This is a genomic window from Chryseobacterium sp. POE27 (assembly GCF_039727685.1).
Taxonomy (GTDB): Bacteria; Bacteroidota; Bacteroidia; order Flavobacteriales; family Weeksellaceae; genus Chryseobacterium.
This window is the reverse complement of the sequence record NZ_CP152475.1, coordinates 2,993,741-3,019,836: the sequence shown is the minus strand read 5'-3', so window position 1 is coordinate 3,019,836 and position 26,096 is coordinate 2,993,741. Positions and strand designations below refer to the sequence as shown.

23 protein-coding genes and 3 pseudogenes are annotated in these 26,096 nt (G+C 36.5%); 11 read left to right on the top strand and 15 right to left on the bottom strand.

Annotated features, from left to right (window positions below; genetic code table 11):
• Positions 1-15: 15 nt before the first annotated feature.
• The 3 genes from AAHI02_RS14330 to AAHI02_RS14320 are packed head-to-tail and all read left to right on the top strand — an operon-like array spanning position 16 to position 2,023.
• Positions 16-729 (top strand): nucleotidyltransferase family protein, encoded by a 714-nt coding sequence (locus tag AAHI02_RS14330; protein WP_346983823.1) that lies wholly within the window; start codon positions 16-18, stop codon positions 727-729.
• A 6-nt stretch (positions 730-735) separates the two neighbouring features.
• On the top strand, positions 736-1,488 hold the full coding sequence (locus AAHI02_RS14325) for a TIGR00730 family Rossman fold protein (protein WP_346983822.1): 753 nt from the start codon (positions 736-738) through the stop codon (positions 1,486-1,488).
• A 58-nt stretch (positions 1,489-1,546) separates the two neighbouring features.
• Positions 1,547-2,023: a DUF6702 family protein gene (locus tag AAHI02_RS14320; protein WP_346983821.1), complete on the top strand. Its 477-nt coding sequence runs from the start codon at positions 1,547-1,549 to the stop codon at positions 2,021-2,023.
• Positions 2,024-2,123: 100 nt separating this feature from the next.
• On the opposite strand, the gene AAHI02_RS14315 is transcribed toward AAHI02_RS14320, so the two are convergent.
• Together AAHI02_RS14315 and AAHI02_RS14310 are read right to left on the bottom strand one after the other, a co-directional pair.
• Positions 2,124-3,542: a DUF5689 domain-containing protein gene (locus AAHI02_RS14315; protein WP_346983820.1), complete on the bottom strand. Its 1,419-nt coding sequence runs from the start codon at positions 3,540-3,542 to the stop codon at positions 2,124-2,126.
• 22 nt (positions 3,543-3,564) lie between these two features.
• Positions 3,565-6,408 carry a carboxypeptidase-like regulatory domain-containing protein gene (locus AAHI02_RS14310; protein ID WP_346983819.1) on the bottom strand — a complete coding sequence of 948 codons (2,844 nt, stop codon included), beginning with the start codon at positions 6,406-6,408 and terminating at the stop codon, positions 3,565-3,567.
• Positions 6,409-6,646: 238 nt separating this feature from the next.
• Here AAHI02_RS14310 and AAHI02_RS14305 point away from each other — a divergent pair.
• Both AAHI02_RS14305 and AAHI02_RS14300 read left to right on the top strand, forming a co-directional pair.
• A pseudogene (locus tag AAHI02_RS14305) lies at positions 6,647-7,838 on the top strand (endonuclease).
• Between the two features lie 42 nt (positions 7,839-7,880).
• Positions 7,881-8,303, top strand: coding sequence for a DUF6146 family protein (locus AAHI02_RS14300; RefSeq protein WP_346983818.1), 423 nt, complete (start codon positions 7,881-7,883; stop codon positions 8,301-8,303).
• Positions 8,304-8,352: 49 nt separating this feature from the next.
• Here AAHI02_RS14300 and AAHI02_RS14295 read toward each other — a convergent pair whose 3' ends face one another.
• Both AAHI02_RS14295 and rho read right to left on the bottom strand, forming a co-directional pair.
• Positions 8,353-8,949 (bottom strand): superoxide dismutase, encoded by a 597-nt coding sequence (locus tag AAHI02_RS14295; RefSeq protein WP_346983817.1) that lies wholly within the window; start codon positions 8,947-8,949, stop codon positions 8,353-8,355.
• A 215-nt stretch (positions 8,950-9,164) separates the two neighbouring features.
• A complete protein-coding gene (gene rho, locus AAHI02_RS14290) occupies positions 9,165-10,982 on the bottom strand; it encodes a transcription termination factor Rho (protein ID WP_346983816.1) in 1,818 nt (605 codons plus the stop codon).
• A gap of 145 nt (positions 10,983-11,127) precedes the next feature.
• On the opposite strand from rho, the pseudogene AAHI02_RS14285 reads away from it, so the two are divergent.
• The 3 genes and pseudogenes from AAHI02_RS14285 (at position 11,128) to AAHI02_RS14275 (ending at position 13,989) form a co-directional block, all read left to right on the top strand.
• Positions 11,128-11,518 (top strand): annotated as a pseudogene (locus AAHI02_RS14285) (DUF4293 family protein).
• Positions 11,519-11,776: 258 nt separating this feature from the next.
• Positions 11,777-13,617: pseudogene (locus AAHI02_RS14280) on the top strand (ABC transporter ATP-binding protein).
• Between the two features lie 24 nt (positions 13,618-13,641).
• Positions 13,642-13,989: a DUF1801 domain-containing protein gene (locus AAHI02_RS14275; RefSeq protein ID WP_346983815.1), complete on the top strand. Its 348-nt coding sequence runs from the start codon at positions 13,642-13,644 to the stop codon at positions 13,987-13,989.
• A 56-nt stretch (positions 13,990-14,045) separates the two neighbouring features.
• Here AAHI02_RS14275 and AAHI02_RS14270 read toward each other — a convergent pair whose 3' ends face one another.
• The 7 genes from AAHI02_RS14270 to rsfS form a co-directional block, all read right to left on the bottom strand.
• Positions 14,046-15,011: a peptide-N-glycosidase F-related protein gene (locus AAHI02_RS14270; RefSeq protein WP_346983814.1), complete on the bottom strand. Its 966-nt coding sequence runs from the start codon at positions 15,009-15,011 to the stop codon at positions 14,046-14,048.
• Positions 15,004-15,375, bottom strand: a complete 372-nt coding sequence (locus tag AAHI02_RS14265) for a PNGase F N-terminal domain-containing protein (RefSeq protein WP_346983813.1) — start codon at positions 15,373-15,375, stop codon at positions 15,004-15,006. Before AAHI02_RS14265 ends, AAHI02_RS14270 begins: the two co-directional genes overlap by 8 nt.
• Positions 15,376-15,561: 186 nt before the next feature.
• Positions 15,562-16,215, bottom strand: a complete 654-nt coding sequence (locus AAHI02_RS14260) for a phosphatidylserine decarboxylase family protein (RefSeq protein ID WP_346983812.1) — start codon at positions 16,213-16,215, stop codon at positions 15,562-15,564.
• Positions 16,216-16,219: 4 nt separating this feature from the next.
• Positions 16,220-17,092: a phosphatidate cytidylyltransferase gene (locus AAHI02_RS14255; protein ID WP_346983811.1), complete on the bottom strand. Its 873-nt coding sequence runs from the start codon at positions 17,090-17,092 to the stop codon at positions 16,220-16,222.
• 26 nt (positions 17,093-17,118) lie between these two features.
• Complete coding sequence (locus AAHI02_RS14250) at positions 17,119-17,700, bottom strand: LUD domain-containing protein (protein WP_346983810.1); 582 nt, start codon at positions 17,698-17,700, stop codon at positions 17,119-17,121.
• A gap of 134 nt (positions 17,701-17,834) precedes the next feature.
• Positions 17,835-19,847: an ATP-dependent zinc metalloprotease FtsH gene (gene ftsH, locus AAHI02_RS14245; RefSeq protein ID WP_346983809.1), complete on the bottom strand. Its 2,013-nt coding sequence runs from the start codon at positions 19,845-19,847 to the stop codon at positions 17,835-17,837.
• Between the two features lie 16 nt (positions 19,848-19,863).
• Positions 19,864-20,232: a ribosome silencing factor gene (gene rsfS / locus AAHI02_RS14240; RefSeq protein ID WP_346983808.1), complete on the bottom strand. Its 369-nt coding sequence runs from the start codon at positions 20,230-20,232 to the stop codon at positions 19,864-19,866.
• A gap of 86 nt (positions 20,233-20,318) precedes the next feature.
• Here rsfS and AAHI02_RS14235 point away from each other — a divergent pair, with 86 nt between their 5' ends.
• The gene (locus AAHI02_RS14235; protein WP_346983807.1) at positions 20,319-21,035 is read left to right on the top strand and encodes a biotin--[acetyl-CoA-carboxylase] ligase; all 717 of its coding nucleotides are present in this window, start codon (positions 20,319-20,321) and stop codon (positions 21,033-21,035) included.
• Here AAHI02_RS14235 and AAHI02_RS14230 read toward each other — a convergent pair.
• The 4 genes from AAHI02_RS14230 to AAHI02_RS14215 all read right to left on the bottom strand — a co-directional run bounded on the left by AAHI02_RS14230 (position 21,029) and on the right by AAHI02_RS14215 (position 24,516).
• Positions 21,029-22,138, bottom strand: a complete 1,110-nt coding sequence (locus AAHI02_RS14230; RefSeq protein ID WP_346986624.1) for an LptF/LptG family permease — start codon at positions 22,136-22,138, stop codon at positions 21,029-21,031. The genes AAHI02_RS14235 and AAHI02_RS14230 overlap by 7 nt on opposite strands.
• A 143-nt stretch (positions 22,139-22,281) precedes the next feature.
• Complete coding sequence (gene tgt / locus AAHI02_RS14225; protein ID WP_346983806.1) at positions 22,282-23,415, bottom strand: tRNA guanosine(34) transglycosylase Tgt; 1,134 nt, start codon at positions 23,413-23,415, stop codon at positions 22,282-22,284.
• Positions 23,416-23,422: 7 nt separating this feature from the next.
• Positions 23,423-23,827: a DUF4296 domain-containing protein gene (locus tag AAHI02_RS14220; protein ID WP_346983805.1), complete on the bottom strand. Its 405-nt coding sequence runs from the start codon at positions 23,825-23,827 to the stop codon at positions 23,423-23,425.
• Positions 23,800-24,516, bottom strand: a complete 717-nt coding sequence (locus AAHI02_RS14215; RefSeq protein ID WP_346983804.1) for a polyprenol monophosphomannose synthase — start codon at positions 24,514-24,516, stop codon at positions 23,800-23,802. The genes AAHI02_RS14220 and AAHI02_RS14215 overlap by 28 nt, the downstream gene beginning before the upstream one ends.
• Before the next feature lie 177 nt (positions 24,517-24,693).
• Between AAHI02_RS14215 and AAHI02_RS14210 the strand changes: the two genes are divergently transcribed.
• Both AAHI02_RS14210 and AAHI02_RS14205 read left to right on the top strand, forming a co-directional pair.
• Positions 24,694-25,263, top strand: a complete 570-nt coding sequence (locus AAHI02_RS14210) for a DUF4271 domain-containing protein (protein ID WP_346983803.1) — start codon at positions 24,694-24,696, stop codon at positions 25,261-25,263.
• Positions 25,264-25,274: 11 nt separating this feature from the next.
• A complete protein-coding gene (locus tag AAHI02_RS14205; protein WP_346986623.1) occupies positions 25,275-26,015 on the top strand; it encodes a uroporphyrinogen-III synthase in 741 nt (246 codons plus the stop codon).
• The last annotated feature ends 81 nt before the right edge of the window (positions 26,016-26,096 follow it).

The window sequence follows — 26,096 nt, the reverse complement described above, 5'->3', positions numbered from 1 at the left end:
TATCAATTATAGACTATGAAAGCTCTTATTTTTGCGGCGGGAAAAGGAACCCGGCTGAAACCATTTACCGATCATCACCCCAAAGCATTGGCAAAAGTAAATGATGTTCCGCTTTTGGAAAGAAACATCAGATATTTAAAAAATTTCGGGATAAATGATTTCGTCATTAATATTCATCATTTTGGAAATCAAATAGTTGATTTTTTAAAGCTAAATGATAATTTTGGATGTAAAATAGAAATATCAGACGAATCCGATGAGCTTCTGGAAACGGGTGGCGGCTTGATTTTTGCTAGAAAATTCCTCGATCATGGGGAAGATTTTCTGATCATGAACGCCGATATTCTTACCGATATCAATATCACAGATTTTGTAAAATACCACAAAAAGATAAAAGATTTCGCTACATTAGCTGTTTCAGATCGGGAAAGTTCCAGAAAACTGCTTTTCAATGATGAATTGGTATTAAGGGGCTGGCTGAATGTGCAGACCGGTGAACAGAGACTTGCAGAATTTAATAAAGGATTCAGAGCCTTAGCTTTCAGTGGTGTTCACTGCATAAATCCTCTCATTTTTGAAAAAATAAAAAGAACAGGAAAGTTTTCCGTAATGGAAGAATATCTTGATCTGATGCACACAGAAAAAATACACGGATATGTACACGACAGTATCTTGATAGATGTAGGAAGACCGGAATCTATAAAAGAAGCCGAAAAATATTTTAAATAAATTGCAATGGAAATTGAAGGAAGCAGAGACGAAAGTTTGGTGAATCCTGAACTTAATATCAACGAAACAAAACTACAGAACAGCCTGCGACAGAAAACGTGGGATGAGACCATTACCAAAGACAGCTGGATGGTGTTTAAGGTGATGGCTGAATTCGTAGACGGCTATGAAAAACTTGCCAAAATCGGCCCTTGCGTTTCAATTTTCGGGTCTGCAAGACTGAAGCCTCAGAGCAAGTATTATAAAATGGCAGTGGAAATCGCGGAAAAAATCACGAAATTAGGATTCGGGATTATTACCGGAGGAGGTCCGGGAATTATGGAAGCCGGAAATAAAGGTGCTTTCAATGCTCAGGGAAAATCAATAGGATTAAATATTGATCTGCCTTTTGAACAGCATTTCAATCCTTTTATCAATAAATCTTACTCCATGAACTTTGATTATTTCTTTGTAAGAAAAGTGATGTTTGTGAAGTACTCTCAGGGTTTTATTGTAATGCCGGGAGGTTTCGGTACGTTGGACGAATTTACGGAGGCACTCACACTGATCCAGACCAACAAAATAGGAAGATTCCCAATTGTTCTGGTGGGCTCCGATTTCTGGAGCGGATTACTGGATTGGTTTAAGGAAACTTTAATCAAAGAAAAAATGATTCATGAAGAAGATCTCGATCTTTACCGTGTGGTAGATACAGCTGATGAAGCAGTAGCACATATTAAAGCATTTTATGATAAATATTCTGTAAATGTGAATTTTTAATTGGCATATTATTTGTCACCCTTAATAAACAATCATGATTGTAAATCGATTATTTAAGATGAAAAAATATTTTTATATATCAGGAATGTTAACACTTTTTGTGTTAATGAGTTTCATGTATGTAGACTTTTTCTCTTCAATGACAAAGGTGGATTATATTGACGGAAGTAAAACATTGAAGTTTACCACTAAAATGAATACAAACCATATTTCGGATGCTATTAAAATAAATCCTAATACAGCAGGATTTGAAGCAGAAGTAAAAAAATATGTAAATAATAATTTTGATGTGTATGTCAATGGCTCTCCAAAAACACTTACATTCACCGGAAGCCAGGTAAGCGGAGAAACAGTATGGGTATATTTTGAGACAGGAGGTGTCTCAGATATCAGTACCTTAAGAATTAAAAACACCATTCTTCTGAGTGCTTTTCCCAAGCAGATCAATCTCGTGAATATTGCTTATAAAGGCAAGCAGAAAACGATGAATTTTCAACGGGGGAAAGAAGTGAATGAGGTTTCTTTTTTAGAGTAAAATAAAATTATATCAGCCATCGCAATTGCGGTGGTTTTTTCTTTATCAATTAAAAAAAGCTGTCTTTGGTGACAGCTTTTTACAGATATTTTTAAGTTCATTATTGTATCATTATATCATCCAACTGTACCGTTGTTGTAATTCCTGAACTGTTTCCTTCATATTTAAATACGATAAAACCATTACCCGTAAGCGAATTGGGAAGATTGTATGTACCTGATGATGCAAAGTTTCCATAACCGCTGGTAGGAAGTGAAGGAATCGTGAAGTTTGAGGTGATTTCGTTCAGGGTGGCTGTTGTAATCTCCGTTCCTTGAGTATAATTCGTTGTTGTATATACTTTAAGCACTTCACCGTTGTAATACCCGACATTAACTTTGAAAGATAAAGTATTGGCCGTCGTAAAATCTACCGGAACAAGGAAATAGTTCGTATATGTTGTATTAGCAGTTCCTCCATTGGCCGACATTTGAATATATTTGTTATTGCTGAAAGATTTTACCTGCCAATATCTGTTTCCGGTAAATGCATAATTCAGATACTTGGGGAATAATGCATTATCTGCGGCGTAACTTTCAAAATTTTCTGATAAAGAACCTGAATAAGTAATATTAGTGCCCCCAATAATACCTTCAGCAAACCGTGGATTTTTAAAATCAATATCATTGATTCCCCTAATTACTCCCTGATAGGCAGCATTATACCGGCTCATCACAAACGTAATATCACCGTTTGCATTTGGAATCTGATAGGCAGAAGGTTTAAAGAATGCATCAGTACGGATAATTGCTGTATTTCCATTTGCATCTACAAGACTTCTGTTGGTATCAATAGTATTACCTGAAATATCAACGCCCACGATAGGTTTACCAATATCAGTTTTCGTGAACTGAACATTTTTAATTTTAACTAAAGTACTGATCCAACTACTGTTACTGTTATTAATATCAGTAATGTTAATTTCTCTGGGTACAATATTGACAATCTCCAGACCAGATCCGTTGCAAACACCGGAAATATATCTCCCGATGATAGATTCAGGAATTCTTCCGATTGGATAGTCGGGATCTTCAACGCCTAATGTAATCACTCCTGAAGATTTCCCGATAAGCATTCCATTTGCCTTTATTCTTATATGAGCTCCGATTGGAAAGTCAGTGTAGCTAAGAGATTTATTGATTCCCACGGTTAATCCAACAGTTGGATTTTCCGGTTTATCCTGAAACGTAATGGTTTTATAGAAATTTCCGTTAGCATCAGAGGAGACAACATATCCATCGAAAATGACTGCCGGATGAAGTGCATCCTGAGCGGGAATTTTATACATCTGCCCGGTATAAACACTTGATGATGTAGCAGGAGCCAATGCCACAACATCTGCCATCGTCATGGTAGGGGCATCAAACTTATTGTTACATACAATTTCCGGGGCATCCCATTTCTCATCGTGGATACATGAAACCTGGGCTATTAACAATGTAATCCCCAAACTAATTTTTAAGAAATTTTTTATATTCATTTTTTTATATTCTATTTAAATTTTAAAATCTGACCTGTAAGCTTATAAAATAAGAACGCCCTTGCTGATACCAGTATTTTGGAGCAAAGTTGGGATACTTGCTGCTAAAATCATTTTCAAAATCCACATCCCCATTTGCGCTCCTTATTTGCTCAAAACCACCTGTTATGTATCTTTTATTATCAAGAATATTATTTACAGATCCTGAAACCAACACATAATACTTCCCGAACAGCCAGGATTTTCCTACGTTCGCGTTGAAGAAGAATGCCGAAGGAAACTGAACCTGTTTTATGTAATGCTCAACTTTAGAACCATCAAGATTTACAAATGGAGTATTGCTGTTATTGTTCTGAATAAATTCATCGGTTCTGAGAATCGCAGAAGGATCAAGGTTATTATCGTCAAGGTAATTCCAGCTGGCTCCGAACCGCCAATATTTGGGAGAATTATAACTAAATCCGGCACAGAAAGCTTTCTGTGCGGTACCTCCTACTTTGAAATTTTTGATATATGCAGTACCCAGATCACTGTAAGGAGCAGCCATAACATCTGATGAAATATAGACCTCAGGATTATTTGTATATCTGAAATCTCCCCAGCTCGCCGCACCCTGCAGCGAAAGTGCAGGCAAAACTTTCACATCAATTCCCAGCTCGACACCCATATTTCTTTTGTCAACTTTAGACATTGTCTGAGTAACAAACGCACTGGCCGTTTTATCCTGAATACTTGTACCATCTGAAACACTGATCTGCAATCCGTCTGCAAAAAAACGCTGAACATTTGTATCATTTTTCACATCAACGATATAGCCCGTTGCTCTGAGTTTTATAAAAGGTGTTGAAATAACATAGTTGATGTCATTAGCACTGATTACAGCATTTTTAATATTCGGAACGGAATAATTATTGGCTCTCGGATTGATGAAAATATCATCCAGAAAAGGAGCCTGCGAGAAATAAGCTCCATTATAAACAAAGAAATTCCGTCCGTTCAGTCTGTAAACGAGCTGTCCTTTTATTCCTCCATTCAAATAATTAAAATCGTTACTTTTTCCGAAAGAATTGTTTTGATAAAGATAATTTCGAAATAATCCTTCTCTGTTGGATGTTGAATAGGCGATCAGCCCACTTACAAAAATATCAAAATGTCCTTTGGAAAATTTAAATCCCGGATTTATTTTGATTTCCTGCTTTCTTACAATATAATCGTAGTTTAATTTATCTCCAACCTGTTTATGCGTTTCGGGATCATTTACATTATATAATCCTGAAGAACCACGTTTATTGGAATCGGCATACGGATCTATATTCAAAGCATAATCTGCACCCAATAAATCATTGATTTCTCTGTAATTTTCCGATTTAAAATTCTGATAAGAAATATTTAAAAAGAATCTTGATGTATCATTTACATTATACGTATAATGTGTTGCTGCATTCAAAATTTTATCATCGCTTACATCATTCACCAGAAAATACCTTGCGCTTTTGTCTGCACTGTTGCGGTTTGCCGTGTACAATGCATTCCAATTGATTTGTGTGACATCCTGATTATTATTCACCCAGTTTTCATGAGCAGTAAGATATCCCTGCTGCAACATTTCGTATTGGTCTGCCGGTGTATTATTATGAAGCTGACTATACGTAATACTGTTTAAATAATAGCCCGGTAATTTTTTATTATAAGTAGGAGAAGGATTCTGTGCGTTCTGCCAGTCTAATCTCGATCCTTTATCTTTTCCGGACTGATACGAAACGGAACTCCACAGATTAGATTTTCCATTAATTTTCCAGAAGTCCTGCAACTGAAATATTGGCTGAAAACCTTTTCTTATCCTTTCATTTCTTTTTTCGCCATTCTGCCATCCCCAATACGAATTGTAATGAATTCCTCTGTAATCATAAACTTCCTGAGTGTTGGGACTCGAGACAGATCTTCTGTAGGGCGAAGCAAAGGCATTGAAAGTGATTGTATGATTGTCATTTATCTTTTTTTCAATTCCCAGATAAGTTCCATAACCGTCATAAAATGTTCCTTCCTGAATACCTTCTTCTGCCCATCTTTTTGCACCCATTATGGTAAAGGCCCATCCATTCTTATTCATTCCGGAGGTATATCTTAAGGTGAGTCTCTGGCGGTAATTTCTGTTGGTAGCAGAATAACTGACCTGAAAACCTTTTCTGTATTCACTCGATTTGGTATTTTTATAAATAGTTCCGTTGACACCACCAAAAACATATTCAGAAGGAGAATGATTGGCAGAAGTTTCCGGGTATCTTACAATTTCATTAAGACCACCCCAGTTGGAAAAATCAACATTCCCATTATCAGATTTCACCATAGAAATACCGTTGAGTATATTTTCCGAAGCTCTGCCATCGACCCCTCTTGGACGGAACCCGTAAAATCCCAGATCAAAGCTTGCAATTTTACTAAAAACATCCTGAGACGACTGCAATAAACCAACTGTAGAAGTCTGGCCGCTGCCTTCTTCATCATCGCTACTGCTGTTATCAATAATCACTAACCCCTGATCTGCGGCTGTTGGTTCAGGAAAGAGTGTAATAATTCCTAAATCTTTTTTCTTCTCATTGTCTTCGACTTCAAACTCCATTACTTTTGTTTCGTAATTCGGTTTGGTAATAACAATCTGGTAATGTCCAGGCATCACATCCACAAACTGGAAATATCCAATTTTGTCTGCTGTTACCTCGTTATCTCTTCCTTTGATCTCTACTTCCGCCCTTTCTATAGGCTTTCCATCCACATCTTTAAGATACGCAGAAACAATGGTCTGCGCAAAATAGTATGAAGCCGGAAGTAAAGTAAATAAAGAGACCAACGATAATTTTTTCATCATAGTATTTATTTTTAATCACTTTTCGTGTTTAGTTTAAGAAGTCTGAAAGCTTTGGGCGACAAATTTAATAAAATTTTACAATTCACACTATTTTGATATTAATTTTTTATAATATTGCAAACATTTAGATGTAATTCAAAATAAAACACAAATAAAAACCCTTAAAATTAAATATATCTAAATATTAATTTATAAAATAATAAAGTTTGTAAATAACATTAAAAATAACACAATGATAATGAAGAAATTTTCAATTTTAGTTACTATTCTTATTTCAATAATGACCTTTTCACAGCAACAGGGAAAACTAAGAAAAGTCGCCACAGTAGGCTTTTTAAATGTTGAAAATCTTTGGGACACGATTCGTTCAGCAGATTATATAGACGGAACGAAAGACCCTACAGACCCGGCATTCCATCGAAGTATTCCTTTTGATTCCATTCAATTTTTAGAATCAGAAAAATATGACGGTGTCTGGAGTGATAATGCTCTGATCGGTAAAAAAAGTTATAAAATACCAAAACGGCTCAGAAGATTTTACCCCGAAAAGTTCAAAAAATTACAACACCAAAATTTACAAAACAAAACTCGCCAACGAGGCAAAAGTGATCTCAGAAATGGGTGCTCAATATACAAAAACAGCTCCTGCCATCGTCGGACTGATTGAGGTTGAAAACAGGCAGGTGATTGAAGATCTTATCAAAGAGCCTGCTTTAAGGAAATATGATTATGGAATTATTCATTACAATTCTTATGATTACAGGGGAATTGATGTTGCCCTGATTTATCAGAAGAAAAGATTTACTCCTGTGAATTCATTAAAAAAAGAACTGAAAATTTTTAATGACTCGGGAAAAAGAGAGTACACAAGAGATATTTTGGTAGTTACAGGTTTTCTTGATGATGAAAAAGTGGCGTTTTTCATGAATCACTGGCCATCAAGAAGAGGTGGAGAAGAGGTCTCACTTGCTAAAAGAAACGCAGCAGCAGCATTATTGAAACAACAAATGGACAGTATAAGAGCAACAGATCCTACGACAAAACTTTTTGCAATGGGTGATTTTAATGATGATCCGGTCAGTTCAAGCTTGAAAAATTACTTAAAGGCACAGCCTTCTCCGAAAGATTTAAGCGAAACTACACCTTACCTTAATTTGATGTATCCTTTGTACAAAAAAGGAGTTGCTTCGCTGGCTTATCAGGATGCCCCGAATTTATTTGACCAGATCATTGTTTCTAAAAACTTACTATCAGATCAGGTGACAAAAGAGTATTCCGTGTATAAGACAGAAATTTTTGCACCGCCATATCTTGTTAATAAAGAAGGAAATTACAAAGGCTATCCTTTCAGATCATGGAATGGCGACCAGTTTACAGGAGGATACAGCGACCACTTTCCGGCATTCGTGATTCTTCAGAAAGAACCTTAATTAAAATGTTGATTTTGAGTGTTTTTTGCGTAAATTTATCTTATGAAAAATATAGTATTCCTTTTACTTGTAGCACTTTTACCATTCAGCTGTCTGGCGCAGACTGATTCTAAAAATGACAAAGAAAAATCAGAAATGAAGCCTTCAAAAAATGAAGATGGCGAATGGGACCTTACAGTGATTGACACGCAATTCGATTATTTTCTGAATGCTGTTGCAAAACCGATCAGCCAGTATTCCGAATCTTACTTAAAGAGCAGAAACACTTTATTGGTTTCCGAATGGAATTCGTATTATTCTTCAGGAAGATACAGAAACGTTATAGAATCGTCCATCGATTATGACCCTAAAGAAAAATACGGATTAAAATTTGAGTATAAACTATATCAGGTTTTTGCTTATGTAAACTGGAAATACGGCTTGAGAATGAATGGGCTTTCGGAAAGTGATACCACGAGATATTAAAAAGGTTCAGCACTGCGCTGAACCTTTCCTTTTTATAAATAGCTTATAATTATTTGTTAAATAATTCCTCAACTTTATCCCAGTTTACCACATCGAAAAATGCAGCAACATAGTCAGGTCTTCTGTTTTGATAATTTAAATAATAAGCATGCTCCCAAACATCAAGTCCTAAAACAGGAGTTCCTTTTACATCTGCAACAGGCATTAATGGGTTATCCTGATTCGGAGTAGAAGTAACAGCAACAGAACCATCAGCATTTTTTACCAGCCAAGCCCATCCTGACCCAAATCTTGTTTTGGCAGCATCAGAGAAATCAGTTTTAAATTTCTCAAAACCTCCATACGTTTCAATAGCAGCTTTTACATTTCCTACAGGCTCTTTGCTTCCGCCAGGTGTAAGAATTTCCCAGAACAGAGTATGGTTGAAATGTCCACCTCCATTATTTCTTACCGCAGGCTTATCGGTTCCGGTCTGGCATATTTCTTCAATGCTTTTTCCTTCAAGATCGGTTCCTTTAATAGCATTGTTTAAATTATCGATATAAGCCTGGTGATGTTTTGTATGGTGGATTTCCATTGTTTTTGCATCAATAGTCGGCTCTAATGCGTCGTATGCATATCCTAGTTTTGGTAATTCAAATGACATATTTTTATTTTTTAATTGTTATTAACCCAAATTTAACCATAAATAAAACGATATTCAAAAATCAGGTATTACTTTAATAAATCTTTAACATTGATATATTGACTTAGAATGAATTAAATTTTGAAACAAGAAGTTTGACAATTATTCATTTTAGTAAAAAAAGCAAAAGCACGAACCAAACGATCCGTGCTTTCTATTTAACAAATTAAATCAATTTATTTATTCATTGACATAAGGAATTCTTCATTATTGATGGTTCCTTTGATATTTTTATCAACAAATTCCATGGCTTCAATAGGATTCATTTCAGAAAGATATTTCCTTAAAATCCACATCCTTTGTGAAGTAACCTCATCAAGAAGCAAATCATCTCTACGCGTGCTTGAAGCCACGAGATCAATAGCCGGATAAATTCTTCTGTTGGCAATTTTTCTGTCAAGCTGAAGTTCCATATTCCCGGTTCCTTTAAATTCTTCGAAAATCACTTCGTCCATTTTAGAACCTGTATCAATAAGTGCTGTTGCAATAATCGTTAAAGAACCACCTCCTTCAATTTTTCTTGCAGCACCGAAGAATCTTTTCGGTTTGTGAAGCGCATTGGCATCCACCCCTCCGGAAAGTACTTTTCCTGACGCCGGTGTTACCGTATTGTATGCTCTTGCGAGTCTTGTAATAGAATCCAGTAAAATCACGACATCATGTCCGCATTCTACCATTCTCTGGGCTTTTGCCAAAACAAGATTGGCCACTTTCACGTGTTTCTCTGCCGCTTCATCAAAGGTAGATGCGATTACTTCAGCATTTACGCTTCTTTCCATATCCGTAACTTCTTCAGGACGTTCGTCGATCAAAAGCACCATCATATAGACTTCAGGATGATTGGCTGCAATAGAATTGGCGATGTCTTTCAGCAACATGGTTTTACCTGTTTTTGGCTGGGCAACAATCATTGCTCTCTGTCCTTTCCCGATTGGCGCGAACAGATCAACAACCCTTGTGGAAATCGTAGATCCTTTTCCTGCCAGATTGAATTTTTCCTCAGGGAAAAGCGGTGTAAGATATTCGAATGCAACACGGTCTTTAATGAACGCCAGGTCACGTCCGTTAACCTCAGTAGGTCTTAATAAGGAAAAATATTTTTCTCCTTCTTTAGGTAATCGTACGATACCTTTTACAGTATCTCCGGTTTTTAAACTGAAATTTCTGATCTGAGCGGTAGAAACATATACATCATCAGGTGAAGAAATATAGCTGAAATCCGATGAACGGAGAAAGCCATAATTATCAGGTAAAATCTCTAAAACTCCTTCAATGCTAACCATTCCGTCGAAAGAAAATTCTTTTTTCTGATCCTGATGGTCATCATTTTTCTCAGAATGCTGCTGTTGCTGCTTATTCTGATTTTGGTTTTGATTCTGATGCTGATTTTTATTTTGATTTCCGTTGTTTTGCGGATTGCTGTGTTGTCCTCTTTGAGGTCTGGCCTGATTCTGAGGGATATTTGGCCTTTCTTCTGCTGGAGCAGATTCCTGAGTTTCTGTGTTTTTAGGGGCATCCTGCTTTTCTTGCAGAATCTCTGTAGGAGCCGTATTCGCCGGAGTTACCCTTTTTCTTTTTTTCTTCGCCGCAGCTGATGAAGTTTCTTCTGTAGTGGTTGCCTGCTCAGGTTTTACTTCTTCCTGCTTTGGTTCTTCAGAAGGTTTCTCTTCTGTTTCTATTTTTTCTTCAGCCTTTGGTTTTTGTTCTGTCGGAGCTTTTACTTCCGTTTTCGGTTTGGCTGCTGTTTTCTTTGGAGCAGCTTTTCTTGAAGGTGCCTTTACCGTTTTTTCTGCGGTTTCCTCTCCGGTATCTATACTGCTTTCTGTGGCGTTGAAATATTCTTTCGCTACTTTGGGATTCGAAGCCTGAAAGTCAAGAATTGCAAAGATTTTGTCATTTTCAGTGCTGTTTCTTGCAACTTTAACGCCCAAATCCTTTAAGATTTTAGTCAGCTCCGTTACGGATTTTGACCTTAACGTTTCAATGTTAAACATATTTAATGTAAAAAATGTAATTAATTGTGAGTAAGAAAAGTAAGTCGGGTGACTTTTGTTTTCAAGTACATTTGTATAATGCAAATCTACACTTATTTTTGAATTGTGCAAAATTTATGTTATTTTTGCCTGGAATTTAATTGTAATGATACAAAGAATACAGACCATATGGATATTTTTAGCAGTTTTAGCTGCTGTATTTCTGTTCATTGCGGGTCAGGATGTGGTTATTTCAGATGGTTTACCGGTATTGGATGCTGCCTGTGTGATCCTTGTTTTGGTTGGTTTACTGAGTGTATTCAGTTATAAAAACAGAAAAAGACAAATTTTGCTGAATAACATCAGCATCATTATAAACGTTTTGTTGGTTGGTATATTGATTTACTGGTTACTAAAATTATCCGGAGGAATGCAGATTCCTGAGAAGGGTATTGAGCCAATGTTTCCATTGATTGCGATTGTATGTTTGTTTATTGCAAACATTTACATCAAAAAAAGATGAGAGGCTCGTAAAATCTGTAGACAGACTTCGATAACCTTACAACGATTTTTTGAGTGAGAACAGCTCCTTTTTGGAGCTGTTTTTTTTGTTTTTAAATTCAAATAAAAACCACTTATCTCCCCCCTAATTTACTTCGGAATCGGAAACCACATCAAAAATCTTGTTATGATCTTTAAATGATGACATTTGTAACAAATGGATCATAAGTAACACCTATTAGACAAAGTAAAAGACCATTAAAAACGTCTTATCATTTAAATTACGTAATTTTGCTATCCAATTTTTTCATTGAATGAACCAGTACATTAAAATACTCAAATTTGCAAAACCTCATCAAAAATACATTTACGGAAGTTTATTCTTCAATCTTATGTATTCGGTATTTCAGATTGCTTCACTAGGAACTATTCTGCCGGTTTTGGGAATGCTTTTCGGGACTATTGAAGCTAAAAAATACAGTACCCCTCCGGTGTATTCAGGGGAAATTCTGGATTTTTTCTCTTATGCTAAAGAATATGCTAATTATTATGTTCAGCATCTTGTCACACAGTATGGTGCGCTTACGGTACTGGCATGGCTCTGTGTGATTACAGCATTCATGTTTTTGCTGAGAAATATTTTCAGATATCTGGGATCTTTTTTGCTGATCAATTATCGCGTAGGCGTTACCAAAGATCTTCGTGGAGCAATGTACAGAAAAATACTTTCCCTTCCTGTTGCTTTCTTCACGGAAAGCAGAAAAGGAGATCTGATGTCGCGTATGTCGAATGACGTAGGAGAAGTAGAAGGAAATATTTTGGGAAGTTTGGTGGAATTAATCAATGCCCCTTTCATGCTTATTAGTACGTTGGTGACTTTGTTCTTTTTAAGCACGGAAATGACGCTTTTCTCACTTCTTGTTTTACCGGTGATGGGAACAATGATTGCTTTAATCGGGAAAAGCCTTAAAAAAGATTCTCATCAAGCACAAAATGAGATGGGAAATATTTTCTCTGTTGTAGATGAAACCCTGAAATCCACGAAAGTGATCAAAATCTTCAGTGCTGAAAAAAATAATGGACAACCGGTTTATGCAGTCGATGCAACGATGGATCAACAGTTCCATAAGTCTGGGAAGAAAGAAAGAACTCGCATCGCCGATGAGCGAATTCTTAGGCTCCGTTACCTTCTTAATTATTGCCTGGTACGGAGGAAAGCAGATTATTGTAGATCAAAGTATTTCTCCTGCTGATTTTCTTGTGTTTTTAGGAATTTTCTTCCAGATTTTACCTCCTGTGAAGAGTTTATCCCAGTCTATTTCAAATGTTCAGAAAGGAGAAGCTTCCCTGGAAAGAGTATTGGAAATCCTGGATGCCGATGTAAAAATTGATGAAGTTCCGAATCCGGTAAGTATTTCAACTCTTAATAATTCAATAGAATTTAACAATATAGGTTTTTACTATGATAAAGACCATACCATTCTTAAAAACTTCTCACTGATTATTCCAAAAGGAAAAACAGTAGCACTCGTAGGACAGAGCGGTAGCGGAAAAACAACGATTGCCAACCTTCTCGCCAGATTTTATGATGTTTCGGAAGGAGAAGTTCTTATTGATGGAGAGAATATCAAGAACTTAAAATTAAAAGAATATCGTAAGCTATTGGGAATGGTAACCCAGGAATCCGTTTTATTTAACGATACGGTGTATAACAATATCCTTATGGGTAAACCTGAGGCGACACGTGAAGAAGTAATTGCGGCCGCAAAAATAGCGAATGCAGATTCGTTTATTTCGCAGCTTCCGGAAGGTTATGATTCTAATATCGGGGACGACGGAGGAAAGCTTTCCGGAGGTCAGAAACAAAGAGTTTCAATTGCAAGAGCGGTATTGAAAAACCCTCCGATCATGATTCTTGATGAAGCAACCTCTGCATTAGATACAGAATCTGAGAGATTTGTTCAGGACGCACTGGAAAAAATGATGGAAAACAGAACTTCCCTGGTGATTGCTCACCGTCTTTCAACCATTCAGAAAGCCGATTGGATCGTCGTAATGGAAAAAGGAAATATCGTAGAACAGGGAACGCATCACGAGCTTATCGCAAAAAAAAGGAACGTATCAGAAATTGGTGGAGTTGCAGAATTTTGATTAAAATTATTTTAAACCAGCATTTAAAATGAATCCCATACAAGAGTATTTCTACAGAATCGAAGAACCTGAAAGAAGTACTCTCCTTTTTTTACGCAAAGAAATCTTAGAATCCGATACGGAACATATCACCGAAACTTTAAGTTTCGGATTACCGTTCTTTAAATATAAAAAGAAAATGTTATGTTATTTGTATTACAGCAAAAAATACAAGCAACATTACATTAGTTTTTATCACGGCGACAGATTAGATTATCCCGAACTCCTCAGTGAAGGCAGAAAGAAGTTTAAAATCCTTTTAATCGATATGAATGAGGACCTGCCTTTAGAATTCATTTTAAACCTCATTAAAGAAGTAAAACAACACATTAAATAAAAAAGGAGAAACCATTCAGGTCTCTCCTTCTCATTTTTAAAAATATTGATCTTAGATTACTTCTTAATAATTTTATGCTTAAACTGAGTTCCGCCTTCAAGAAGAATATCTAAAATATATACTCCTTTAGGATAACCCGAAAGATCTACTTTAGAATCTTTTACCTCATTCAACTTTCTTCCTTCCGCAGAATAAACCGAAATGCTTCTTGTTTTTTTATCAGACCGGATATTCACAAAATCTGTCGTAGGATTAGGGAAAACAGATACATCAACCGTTGAAATATCTTTCACAGAAAGTTGCTGGCTTGTACTCTGCATGTACATTGAAAGAACGATCCTTCCGTCCTGTCCGTAAAACACGGCACTTGGCACTTCATATTTAAGTGTGTGATTTCCTACCGACAAAGAAGCAGCCGTAAAACTTCTTATAGGGACAGCATCACCCGGGCACCAGTTATTCCAGGAAGTCCACCATGAAGCGGGCCTTGGAGAAGTTCCATAAATACCATTTCCTTGTGTATTATAAACTCTGAAAGGCTCACAAGAAATTCCTCCCGGTTTGAATGTCAGCACCTGATTATTATCAAGTGATATGAAGTTCTGCCTTCTTACATATTCTTCTCCGTTGGTGTTTGCACCGTGAGGAGTGGACACGATGAAAAATTTAGCATTGCTTGCGCTTTGTGTAAGATTAAAATTAACAAGTCTTACGGTTTGCCCCGTCTGATCCGTATTATTATAATTGTTTAATTCGTTAGAATCTAAAAGCGGAAGAAGGTTATTATAGGTTGTACTGACTGACGGGTCATTATAAGTAACAAAGTCAAGTGTTCCGGCGAACACATCATTTCTTCCAGCGCATCCGGCGACCTGAGTATTCGCAGCGTAAGGCACTCCAAAAACATCAAGCTCTACCCAGATATCGTAAGCGTTCCGTAAAACAGTGTCGCTGAAAACGGAATAAAGATTATCCACCTGATAAGTGTAAGGAACTTCTGTAGGCGAAAGATTCTTATTCATGAAGGGGGGTAATATATCTTCCGATTTCTATTCTCTTTACATTTGCATCACTCAATGTATAAGAGGACTGTCCCTTCGGAACCAGCGCAATATGAACACCACCGATTCTGTCATAATTATCACAAAGCGCTCCGATAGTTACATTCATCTGAATCTTATTCTGAAATGAATTCAGTTCCGAATCCGTTAATTTTTTAGCATATCTGAAATTAGCCAGCCTAATCGTATTAGCAGGAACCGGATTAGAAACATTGGCTGCATATCCGTCGTAAAATACAATCTGTGAAAATACATTCACTGTTGTTTGGGCTATAGTTTTACAAAACCCTGTAAAGACCATTAAATAAAGTAAAGTTTTTTTCATGAAGATTAAAGTTAATTTATCAAAAATACAACTTTAGCCACCACTATATACCACAAAGTATCAAATAAGTATCAAAATAATTAACATAATATCTATATTAATACAAATTTTTCAATACGGTTTAATCCTAAATAAAAAAAAGACCGTTCCTCACGAAACGGCCTACTTATTTTTTAAGTAACTTCTTTACTCTTTCATTCTTGCGATTACATCCAGTCCGCCTTTTGTAATATCGCCTATTTTACAGACAATTTCTGTATCCAAAGGAAGAAAAACATCCATTCTGGAACCGAATTTAATGAATCCGAATTCATGGCCTGCTTTGGCATCATCGCCTTCATTACAATAGAAAACAATTCTTCTGGCCACGTATCCCGCAATCTGACGGAAAACAACCTGATGATTGGTTAAACTTTCTATAGCAACCGTAGTTCTTTCGTTCTCTGTAGAAGATTTCTCATGCCACGCTACAAGATATTTTCCGGGATGATATTTTTTGTAAATAACCTTTCCGGATACCGGATATCTGCAGATATGAACATTCAAAGGTGACATAAATATAGAAACCTGAATTGCTTTTCCTTTAATAAACTCATCCTCTTCTACTTCTTTAATCATAACTACTTTTCCGTCAACAGGTGCGATCACATTTTCTCTGTGTTCCAGAATATCCCGATTTGGCACCCTGAAGAACCAAAATACCAGACTGTAAACAACCAGCAAAGGCAGAATGATCACCAGTGACCACATTTCAAGGAAGTAAATAGCCAATGCACTCAAAATGATAAACAATAAGGAGGCAACAGTGATTGTTCCTTTCGATTCTCTGTGTAATTTCATGAGATTAAATAAATTTTTCTAAAATAAAGTACAAATATACGACAGGAACGCAGATTAAAAAACTATCAAGCCGATCTAATACTCCGCCATGCCCCGGAATAATGTTTCCACTGTCTTTGACTCCGAAATTTCTTTTCAGCTGGCTTTCCACCAAGTCTCCAACAGGAGCAAAAGCGGCAACCAGAAATCCTACAACCATCCAGTTTCCACGAAGACCTGGATAATAATGTTCAATAAAATAGGATAATATTAAAGTAAGAATTACGCCTCCTATATAGCCTTCCCAGGTTTTTTTCGGAGAAATTTTAGGAGCCATTTTATGCTTTCCGAAAAACTTTCCGGTAAGATAGGCAAATGTATCGCTGCTCCATATCAGAATAAAAAGGAAAAGAACCTCAAGAGAGAATCTGTCATCGAATCTGGAAAACTTTGGTAAGCCTAATGCAAAACTGAATGGCAGTGCAACGTAAATAACCGTAAAAATCAGTTTCCCGCTGTCGTAGTACAGTTCGTTCGGATATTTAAATAGAGTGACCACAGCAATGACAATTAAAAGCAAAGCCAGAATCTCACTTATCCTGAAATCAAAATAAAAATCAAAGTGGAAATATCGTTTAGAGAAAATATAAAATATAAAAATGATCAATGGAAGAACAACCCATCTTTCGTATCCGTTTCCGAACTTCATGATTTTAAAACATTCCCAGGAGCCTACTCCCAAAAGAAGGGTAATCAAACCGTAATAAAGATATTCCTGTTTTACAAGGTCCGGAATTATGCTGTTGATCAAGTGAGCTCCCAGCGGTGTAGTACAAAGAATAATGATTGCTACGTAAACAATTCCCGATAACGTTCTTTGAATGAGATTTTTGTCCAAGATTTTAAAAATTTATAAGTTGATACTTAATCTTCAAGCAACAGTAAAAACAGTTTGGTGTTGCTATTGGAAGAAGTATCCAGTTTTGACTGAGCTCCGCTAATGGAAGTAAGGTTTTTGATATTTCCGTTTCTTTTAATCTTTCCCATTGCATCATTCAGGTTGTTTACAATCTGTGAAACATTTGCCATAATGATAATCTTATTAGGCAACCTTGAAGAATGGTAGTGAAGAATATTGTTGTGAGAAAGCATGATTCTTCCGTCATAAGCGATAAGATACTCGCAAGTGATGAAACTCGCATCATTATCACTTTTCAGTTCTGCGGTATAAGGAGCTTTCACAACATTTAAAAAATTCTGGAGATCTTTATCCCAACAGAAAACATTGCTGATTCCTTCTATTTTGATGATCTGATGTAAAGTCTGTAAAGCTTCCGCTTCATCTGCGCAGTAATTGAAAAATCCTCCTGAATGAGTAAACAATTGGGCAAATTTGTAGTCAAGATCCGCATTTTTAAGCGAATCTCCTAGCTTTTCCAGACTTGGTTTTTCTTCTTCTTCAGGCTGGTTGGTAAGTTTGCTTACAATCCTCTTGAATAAACTCAACTTATTTATTTTTTAGTCACTTATACAAAAATATAAAATTAATCACATAGAAATCCAAAAACATGCTGATAAATATGAAAAAACCTGACAATTCAAGGACTGTCAGGTTTTTACTTATTTGATTTTAAAGACTTTTAGAGTTGTGTCGGACTTTCAGGTGCCTGAATTTCACTTTCTTCCTCTTTATCTTTAATGATAACTTCTTCATTCGGCTCTTTTGCCGTCGGTATCGTATTCGTCACAGGCTTCTCCGTTAATTCCGGATCCCATGCTCTTTTTCCGAATACTTCTTCCAGATCTTCTCTGAAAATCACTTCTTTTTCTAAAAGTTTATTCGCAAGAGCATCCAGCTTATCCTTATTTTCAGCTAAAATCTGAACAGCCCTCTCATATTGAGCCTCGATAATACCTTTAATTTCAATATCAATTCTCTTCGCGGTTTCTTCAGAATATGGTTTACCAAAACTATATTCAGACTGCCCTGAACTGTCGTAGTAAGAAATATTACCGATATTCGGACTTAATCCATAAATGGTAACCATAGCCTGAGCCCTTTTCGTTACACTTTCAAGATCAGAAAGTGCTCCTGTTGAAATATTGTTGAAGATTACCTGTTCTGCGGCTCTACCTCCTAGTGTTGCACACATTTCGTCAAGCATTTGTTCAGTAGTTGTCAACTGTCTTTCTTCCGGAAGATACCATGCTGCCCCTAAGGAACGTCCTCTCGGAACGATTGTTACTTTTAAGAGCGGTGACGCATGTTCTACCAGCCACGAAATTGTTGCATGCCCCGCTTCATGATAAGCAACTCTTTTCTTTTCAGAAGGTTTGATCGCTTTATTTTTCTTTTCAAGACCTCCGATGATACGGTCTACCGCGTCAAGGAAATCCTGTTTTGTAACGGATGTATGATTATTTCTTGCTGCTATCAGCGCTGCTTCGTTACAAACATTGGCAATATCTGCTCCACTGAACCCTGGAGTTTGTTTTGCTAAGAATTCACGATCTACATTATCATCAAGCTTGATTTTCTTTAAATGCACATCAAAAATCTGTCTTCTTTCATGCAATTCAGGAAGATCCACATAGATTGAACGGTCAAAACGCCCGGCTCTCATTAATGCTTTATCCAAAATATCAGCTCTGTTGGTTGCCGCCATTACGATAACATTCGTATCAGTTCCGAAACCGTCCATTTCTGTAAGAAGCTGGTTGAGTGTATTTTCTCTTTCGTCATTTCCTCCCGAGAAATTATTTTTTCCTCTTGCACGTCCTATGGCGTCAATTTCATCGATGAAGATAATAGCCGGAGATTTAGCTTTCGCCTGAGCAAAAAGATCTCTTACTCTTGAAGCACCAACACCCACGAACATTTCTACGAAATCTGAACCTGAAAGAGAAAAGAAAGGAACTTTAGCTTCTCCCGCTACAGCTTTCGCCAGTAACGTTTTACCTGTTCCCGGAGGGCCTACTAAAAGAACACCTTTAGGGATTTTACCTCCCAATTTTGTATATTTTTCTGAGTTTTTAAGGAAATCTACAACTTCCTGAACCTCTTCTTTAGCACCTTCCAAACCTGCGACATCTTTGAATGTCACCTGAATTCTTTCTTTTTCGTCAAAAAGTTTGGCTTTAGATTTCCCGATAGAAAAAATCTGTCCTCCCGGGCCTCCCCCACTTCCCATTTTTCTGAAAAGAAGGAAATAAAATAATCCTAGAATCGTGATCCAGATCAAAGCCTGAATAAGAATGCTCATCAACGGGCTTTCTCCTTCCGCATAATCTTTAGATGTTGTGAGCTGCGGATTTTGTTGTTTTAAAGCATCAAATTTTTCCAGAAACAATCTCAGATCTCCATATTTAAGCGTATAATCAGCTTTTGGAGCCATCGAAAGGGCAGAAAAAGGGTTTGCTTTATCGTCTTTTTTTACGGTAGCTGTTTTGGCAGCCTGTGTCAAAAACACGTCAGCCTTCTGGGCCTGTTTATCTATCAAAACTCGCTGGATTTTTCCTGCCTGCATTTCTTTAAAGAAACCGTCTTCATCGATAGATTTTGCATTATTATCCCCTAAAAAATTAGGAATAAAGAATAACAAAAGAGCTATGATCGCAATCGGAAAAAACCAGTTAAATCCTTTATTGTTCATTTATACTTTTTAAAATTTAATATTCATTTTCAATTCTGGTAATGACGGCGTCACCCCAGAGTTCCTCTATATCGTAGTACTCTCGTACCTGCTTCTGGAAAATATGTACAACTACTGAAACGTAGTCTACCAGCACCCACATTGCATTTTCCGTACCCTCTACGTGCCAAGGTCTGTCTTTAAGATCATTTCTCACTTTTTTCTCTACGCTTCCTGCCAACGCAGAAACCTGCGTGTTTGAGTTTCCGCTACAAATTATAAAAGTTTCTGCTACTGAATTTTCAATATTAGAAAGATCAAAGATCATGACATCTTCACCTTTTACATCCTGAATAGCTTCTACAATTTTATCTATTAGCGCTTGTTTTTCTACTGTTTTATTCATTAAAAAATACTATAATCTGCAAATTTATTGTTTTTCTTTCACTTTAGCCTTACTTTTACCCCTCGAAAGTCTTAAAGTTTTCTTAAATGAGTCAACTATTCTACCTGAAGGAATGCTCTTCTACTAATGACGAAATTTCAAAGTTTTTACTTTATAAAAATTCGGATTTTACTGCACTTCATACATTCAATCAAACAAAAGGGAGGGGACAGTACGGGAATATCTGGTCATCATCCGCTGAAAAAAATTTAGCTTATACCCTTGCCGTAAATGTGGAAAACACTAAGCTTTCTGATTTTATGTTCAATTATTATACCGCAAACGTTATCCGCGATTTTCTTGCCAATTTGACTGAACACACTGTAAAAATAAAGTGGCCGAATGATATCATCCTTAAAAATAAAAAAATCGTCGGAATTCTGATAGAAAAGAAAAAAATTAATCAGAATAATTATTTCATCATTGGAGCAGGCTTCAATATTCTGCAGGAAAAATTCGATGAAATATCAAATGCAAGCTCTCTTTTAACCCAAACCGGAAGACGTTTTAACCTTAATGAATTCACTATTGCCCTCCATGATTTTATGGTTGAAAAATTAAAGGAAATTCCTTCAGAGAAGGAAATTCTGGATTGTTTTAATGATAATCTATTCCGGAAAGATCAGATTTCTGTTTTTGAATTAAACGGAACACGCCAAAATGGCATCATCAAAAATGCAGAAAGGAGCGGAGAAATCCGGATTGATCTCGAAAATGACGGCTTACAATCTTTTTATCACAAAGAAATAAAACTTCTTTACTGATTGGCCCTTTTCAGATATAAGAATAAAGCCAGCGGTGAGAAAACGATATTCGGGAACCACATTGCCAATGCCGGTGACATACTTTTATTTTCCGAAACCACTTTCAAAGCTTCAAAGGAAAATACGAAAACAAATGCCAGAGAGATTCCCAATGCAAGATTGATCCCCAAGCCGCCACGCTTTTTCTGTGATGAAAGGGAAAGTGCCAGAAATGTAAGAATCACGATAGAAACCGGCATAGATGTTCTCTGATAAAGTTCATTTAAATGCGTATTCAGGTTACTGTTTCCTTTTTCGGTTTCTCTTTTGATGAATTTCAGAAGTTCCGGCGTTGTTTTATTCTGTCCTAAAAGTTCATTAGGAAAAAGTTCTTCCGGATCGTGACCATAACTTTTTTTCAGATCAAAACCATTGGCTAATTTTTCCGTATCGTCTTTATTGATCGTCTTTTCGGTGTAGGAATTCAGGACAAAAAGTTTTTTATCCTTATCCCAGGACACATCCGAAGCTTTAAGCTCATAAGTCATCTTCCTATTTTTATCAAATTTCTGATAAACGAACCCTGAACCTCTTTTCTCGCGTTTATTCCAGGAGTTAATAAAAATGTATTCCATCTTGCTCAACTGTGCAGAAACCGGCGCCGTTCCTAATACTTTTTCTTTATTAGTAGCATTGTAGGTATAAGCTTCCAGCTGATTTTTCTGAATATTTGCCCAAGGCAAAACAAAATGATTAATCCCCAAAGATATTATTGCAATAAAAAGAGACGTCAGCAAATAAGGCCGTGCAAACCTATGGAAACTCGCACCACTACTGATAATCGCCACAATCTCAGTATTGTTTGCCATTCTGGAAGTGAAATAAATCACTGAAATAAACACCAAAATGGAAAGGAATGTCATCACAAGATTGACGATCCAGAAAGGATAGAAATGCACCAGAAAATAGGTAACATTCAGTTTCGGGTCAATTGCGGTTGCATTTTCAATTCTTGGGATCTTCTGCTGAACATCGATCACCAGAACGACTATAGACAGCAGTATCAGCATGAAACTAAACGTTCCAAGGTATTTTCTAATGATATATCTGTCTATAATTTTCAGCATTATTCTATTTTTTAATGCGTTTTTATATTTATATTAATTGGAATGACCACGCCATTTCCGTTAATTATGTAAATTAATAGGATTTCATCCTATCCTGTTTCAAATCTTCCCTTCGGGACTTCCCGACTTTATGTTTAATCTTACAATCTCTGACGAAGAACAGGTACCACAGAATTTTTCCATTGATAAAAATCTCCTGCTATGATGTGTTCTCTCGCTACTTTCACCAAATCTAAATAAAATGCTAAGTTATGAATTGAAGCAATTTGTTTCGCCAAATATTCTTTAGAAACAAATAAATGTCTCACATAAGCTTTTGAATACTCTTTGTCTACGAAACTTGTTCCAAACTCATCGAGGGGCGAAAAGTCTTTTTTCCACTTTTCATTTTTCATATTCATTACGCCCTGCCAGGTGAAAAGCATGGCATTTCTGGCATTTCTTGTCGGCATTACGCAATCCATCATATCTATTCCCAATCCGATGGATTCAAGAATATTCCATGGAGTTCCCACCCCCATTAAATACCTCGGCTTTTCTTTTGGCAAAATATCCGTTACCTCATCGGTAATTCTGTACATTTCTTCTTCAGGTTCTCCTACAGAAAGTCCGCCGATAGCATTTCCTTCTGCACCGGCTTCCGCAATTACTTCTGCTGAAATTTTTCTTAAATCTGAATAAGTAGACCCCTGAACAATGGGAAAGAATCTTTGCCTATGACCATATAATTCCGGATTTTTCTCATTCCAGTCGATACATCTTTTCAGCCAACGGTGCGTCATTTCCATGGAAGATTTCACCTGATTGTATTCGCATGGATAGGCAACACATTCATCAAAAGCCATAAAAATATCCGCTCCGATCTGTCGCTGGATTTCCATAGATTTTTCAGGAGTGAACAAATGAACACTTCCGTCAATATGAGACTTAAATTTCACCCCTTCTTCAGACATTTTTCTCGTTCCTGAGAGTGAAAAAACCTGAAAACCTCCTGAATCGGTAAGAATAGGAAGATCCCAGTTCATAAATTTATGTAAACCTCCTGCCTCCTGCATTGCTTCCATTCCGGGACGAAGGTAGAGGTGGTAAGTATTTCCCAGAATAATCTGAGCTTTTATATCTTCTTTTAACTCCCTTTGGTGAACGGTCTTTACGCTTGCCACGGTTCCTACAGGCATAAAGATCGGCGTCTGGATCTTACCGTGATCCGTTGTAAGCTCTCCCGCTCTTGCCTTCCCTTCAGAAGTTTTTTCTATATTAAAAAATTTTTGCATCTTAAAATTATCTCGATAAAACAGGAGGATTCTGAAGATTATTCTCCGTTTTACTTTTTTTATCCTTTACATATTTTTCCGCTTTCGGATCTTTCTTTACCAGTATTTTCTGTGCATCTTCAGCGATTGCCGTCATTTTTTCTTTAACCACATAATACTTGAAACTTTCAATATAGTCAGCTGACTTTACGTTATGTGTTTTAAGGACATATCTTGTTCCTGCTTCCAGATTTGAATTCGGATACATAATTGTCGCCTGATCATTGATTGCCAAGTCGGCCATGATTTCAGCCATTTTGTCTTTTGGGATCAGGTTTTTCGGTTTATCGACATAATCTCCGCAAGAAAACAGGCACACGAGAACGAAAATGAAGATCAGTTTTTTCATAATCTGTTGATGATAGATTTCCATTTTAAATTTAAAACTCCAAAAACCGCTTCATGAATGATTCCGCCATTCATTTTGCTTTCTCCCAGGATTCTGTTGGTAAAAATAATTGGAACTTCTACAATTTTGAATCCTTTTTTAAAGGCTCTGAATTTCATTTCAATCTGAAATCCATATCCTTTTAATTTCACATTATCCAAACCAATTTCTTCAAGCACTTTTCTTGAAAAACAGACAAAACCTGCCGTTGTATCATGAATCGGAAGCCCTAACACAAATCTTACATATTTCGAAGCGAAATAAGAAAGCAGCACCCTTCCCATCGGCCAGTTGACAACGTTTACGCCTTTTGAATATCGTGAACCGATGGCCATATCAGCATTCAGGCAGGCTTCAAAAAGTTTCGGCAGATCATTGGGGTTGTGCGAGAAATCGGCATCCATTTCAAAAATATAATCGTAATTATTTTCGATTGCCCATTTAAATCCATGGATATAGGCTTTCCCCAGACCATCTTTAACTCTTCTGACGGACAGGTGCAGAAAATGCGGATATTTTTTCTGAAGATCCTTTACCAGATCGGCCGTTCCATCAGGAGATGAATCATCTACAACCAAAACATGAAAGTCATCTTCCAATGCAAAAACTGCGGAAATAATATTTTCAATATTTTCCTTTTCGTTATACGTGGGAATGATGACGAGTTTTTTCATTTCAGTTTGCAAAGATAGTTTATTTAACCTTTTTATTTTATACAAAATAATCTATAATTTTGCAAAAAAAATACTCCTTTGCCGATATCACAACATTTTATAAATCATGTAAGAATACCTGAGAACAACGATTGGGTTATTTTTATATTGTTGGCCTGCATCTTTTTATACCTTTTTATGATGAACATCATTGAAAGAGAAGCCAATCTGAGAGACTTTCTGATTCAGAAATATTTTGATGCCAGCAATAATCTTCCGAGTTGGGCGATCACTTCATGTGTGACCGCTCTCACTTTATCCGTACTGATCTCACAGTATATTCCTACTGTTCCGAAATATATTGCAGACATGCAGATTCTGGGATATCAGCTGAATAAATTTGGATTTTGCTTCATTGCCGTTGTCGTTTTTTATATGGTAAAGTCCGGATTGGGATTTTTATTTTTCCAGAGTACTGGCGACGGAAAAAAGTGGACTGTTTTTTATTTTACCTCTACAAAATTTTATTTCATCCTGTCTTTTCTGTTAATAATTTTATGTGTAACCCACTATTATTTCCCAATTGACAGAAATAAAATGTTTTTGTATTATTTTTACTTTTTTTCTTTTGTATTCATTTTCAAGCTTTTTTTCTATTTATTTCACAAGAACAACATCTTACCTGAAAAATGGTATTATAAATTTTTGTATATTTGCACCCTCCAAATTGCACCTCTTTTGTTGCTTTGGAAATTATTGTTTTTTTAATACTGTCAATGATGAGAATAAAGTCTATATTGGTTTCTCAACCAGCGCCAAGTGAGTCGTCTCCGTACCTGGATATTGCAAAGAAGGAAAAGATAAAGATTGATTTCCGTCCTTTCATCCACGTCGAAGGAGTTGACAATAAAGAATTGAGAACACAGAAGATCGATCTTACGCAATATACCGGAATTATTTTCACGAGTAAGAATGCGATTGATCATTACTTCAGATTAGCGGAAGAACTGCGTTTTGCGGTTCCTGACACGATGAGATACATCTGCCAGTCGGAAGCGATCGCCAATTATCTTCAGAAACATATTGTTTACAGAAAAAGAAAGATCAGTTTCGGGGAAAAGAATTTCTCGGATCTTCTTCCTTTATTTAAAAAATTTCCGACAGAAAAATACCTTTTGCCTTCATCGGATGTTCTGAGTCCTGATATTGTAAAAACAATGGAAGCTTCTAATGTAGACTGGAAAAGAGCCATCATGTACAGAACGGTATGCAGTGATCTTACGGATATTAATGTGAAGGATTACGACATGCTGATATTCTTCAGCCCACAGGGAATCAAATCTTTACAGCAGAATTTCCCGGATTTCAAACAGGAAGATACAAAAATCGGTGTTTTCGGAACGACAACTTTAGCAGCAGCGGAAGAAGCCGGACTGAAAGTAGATCTAATGGCACCTACGAAGGAAACGCCTTCTATGACCATGGCACTGGAAAAATACGTTAAAACGCTTCACAAGTAAGCTTTAATATAAAAATAAAGCAACCGTCTTTTCATAAAGGAAAGATGGTTTTTTTTTAACTAAATTTGAACAAGAATTAAT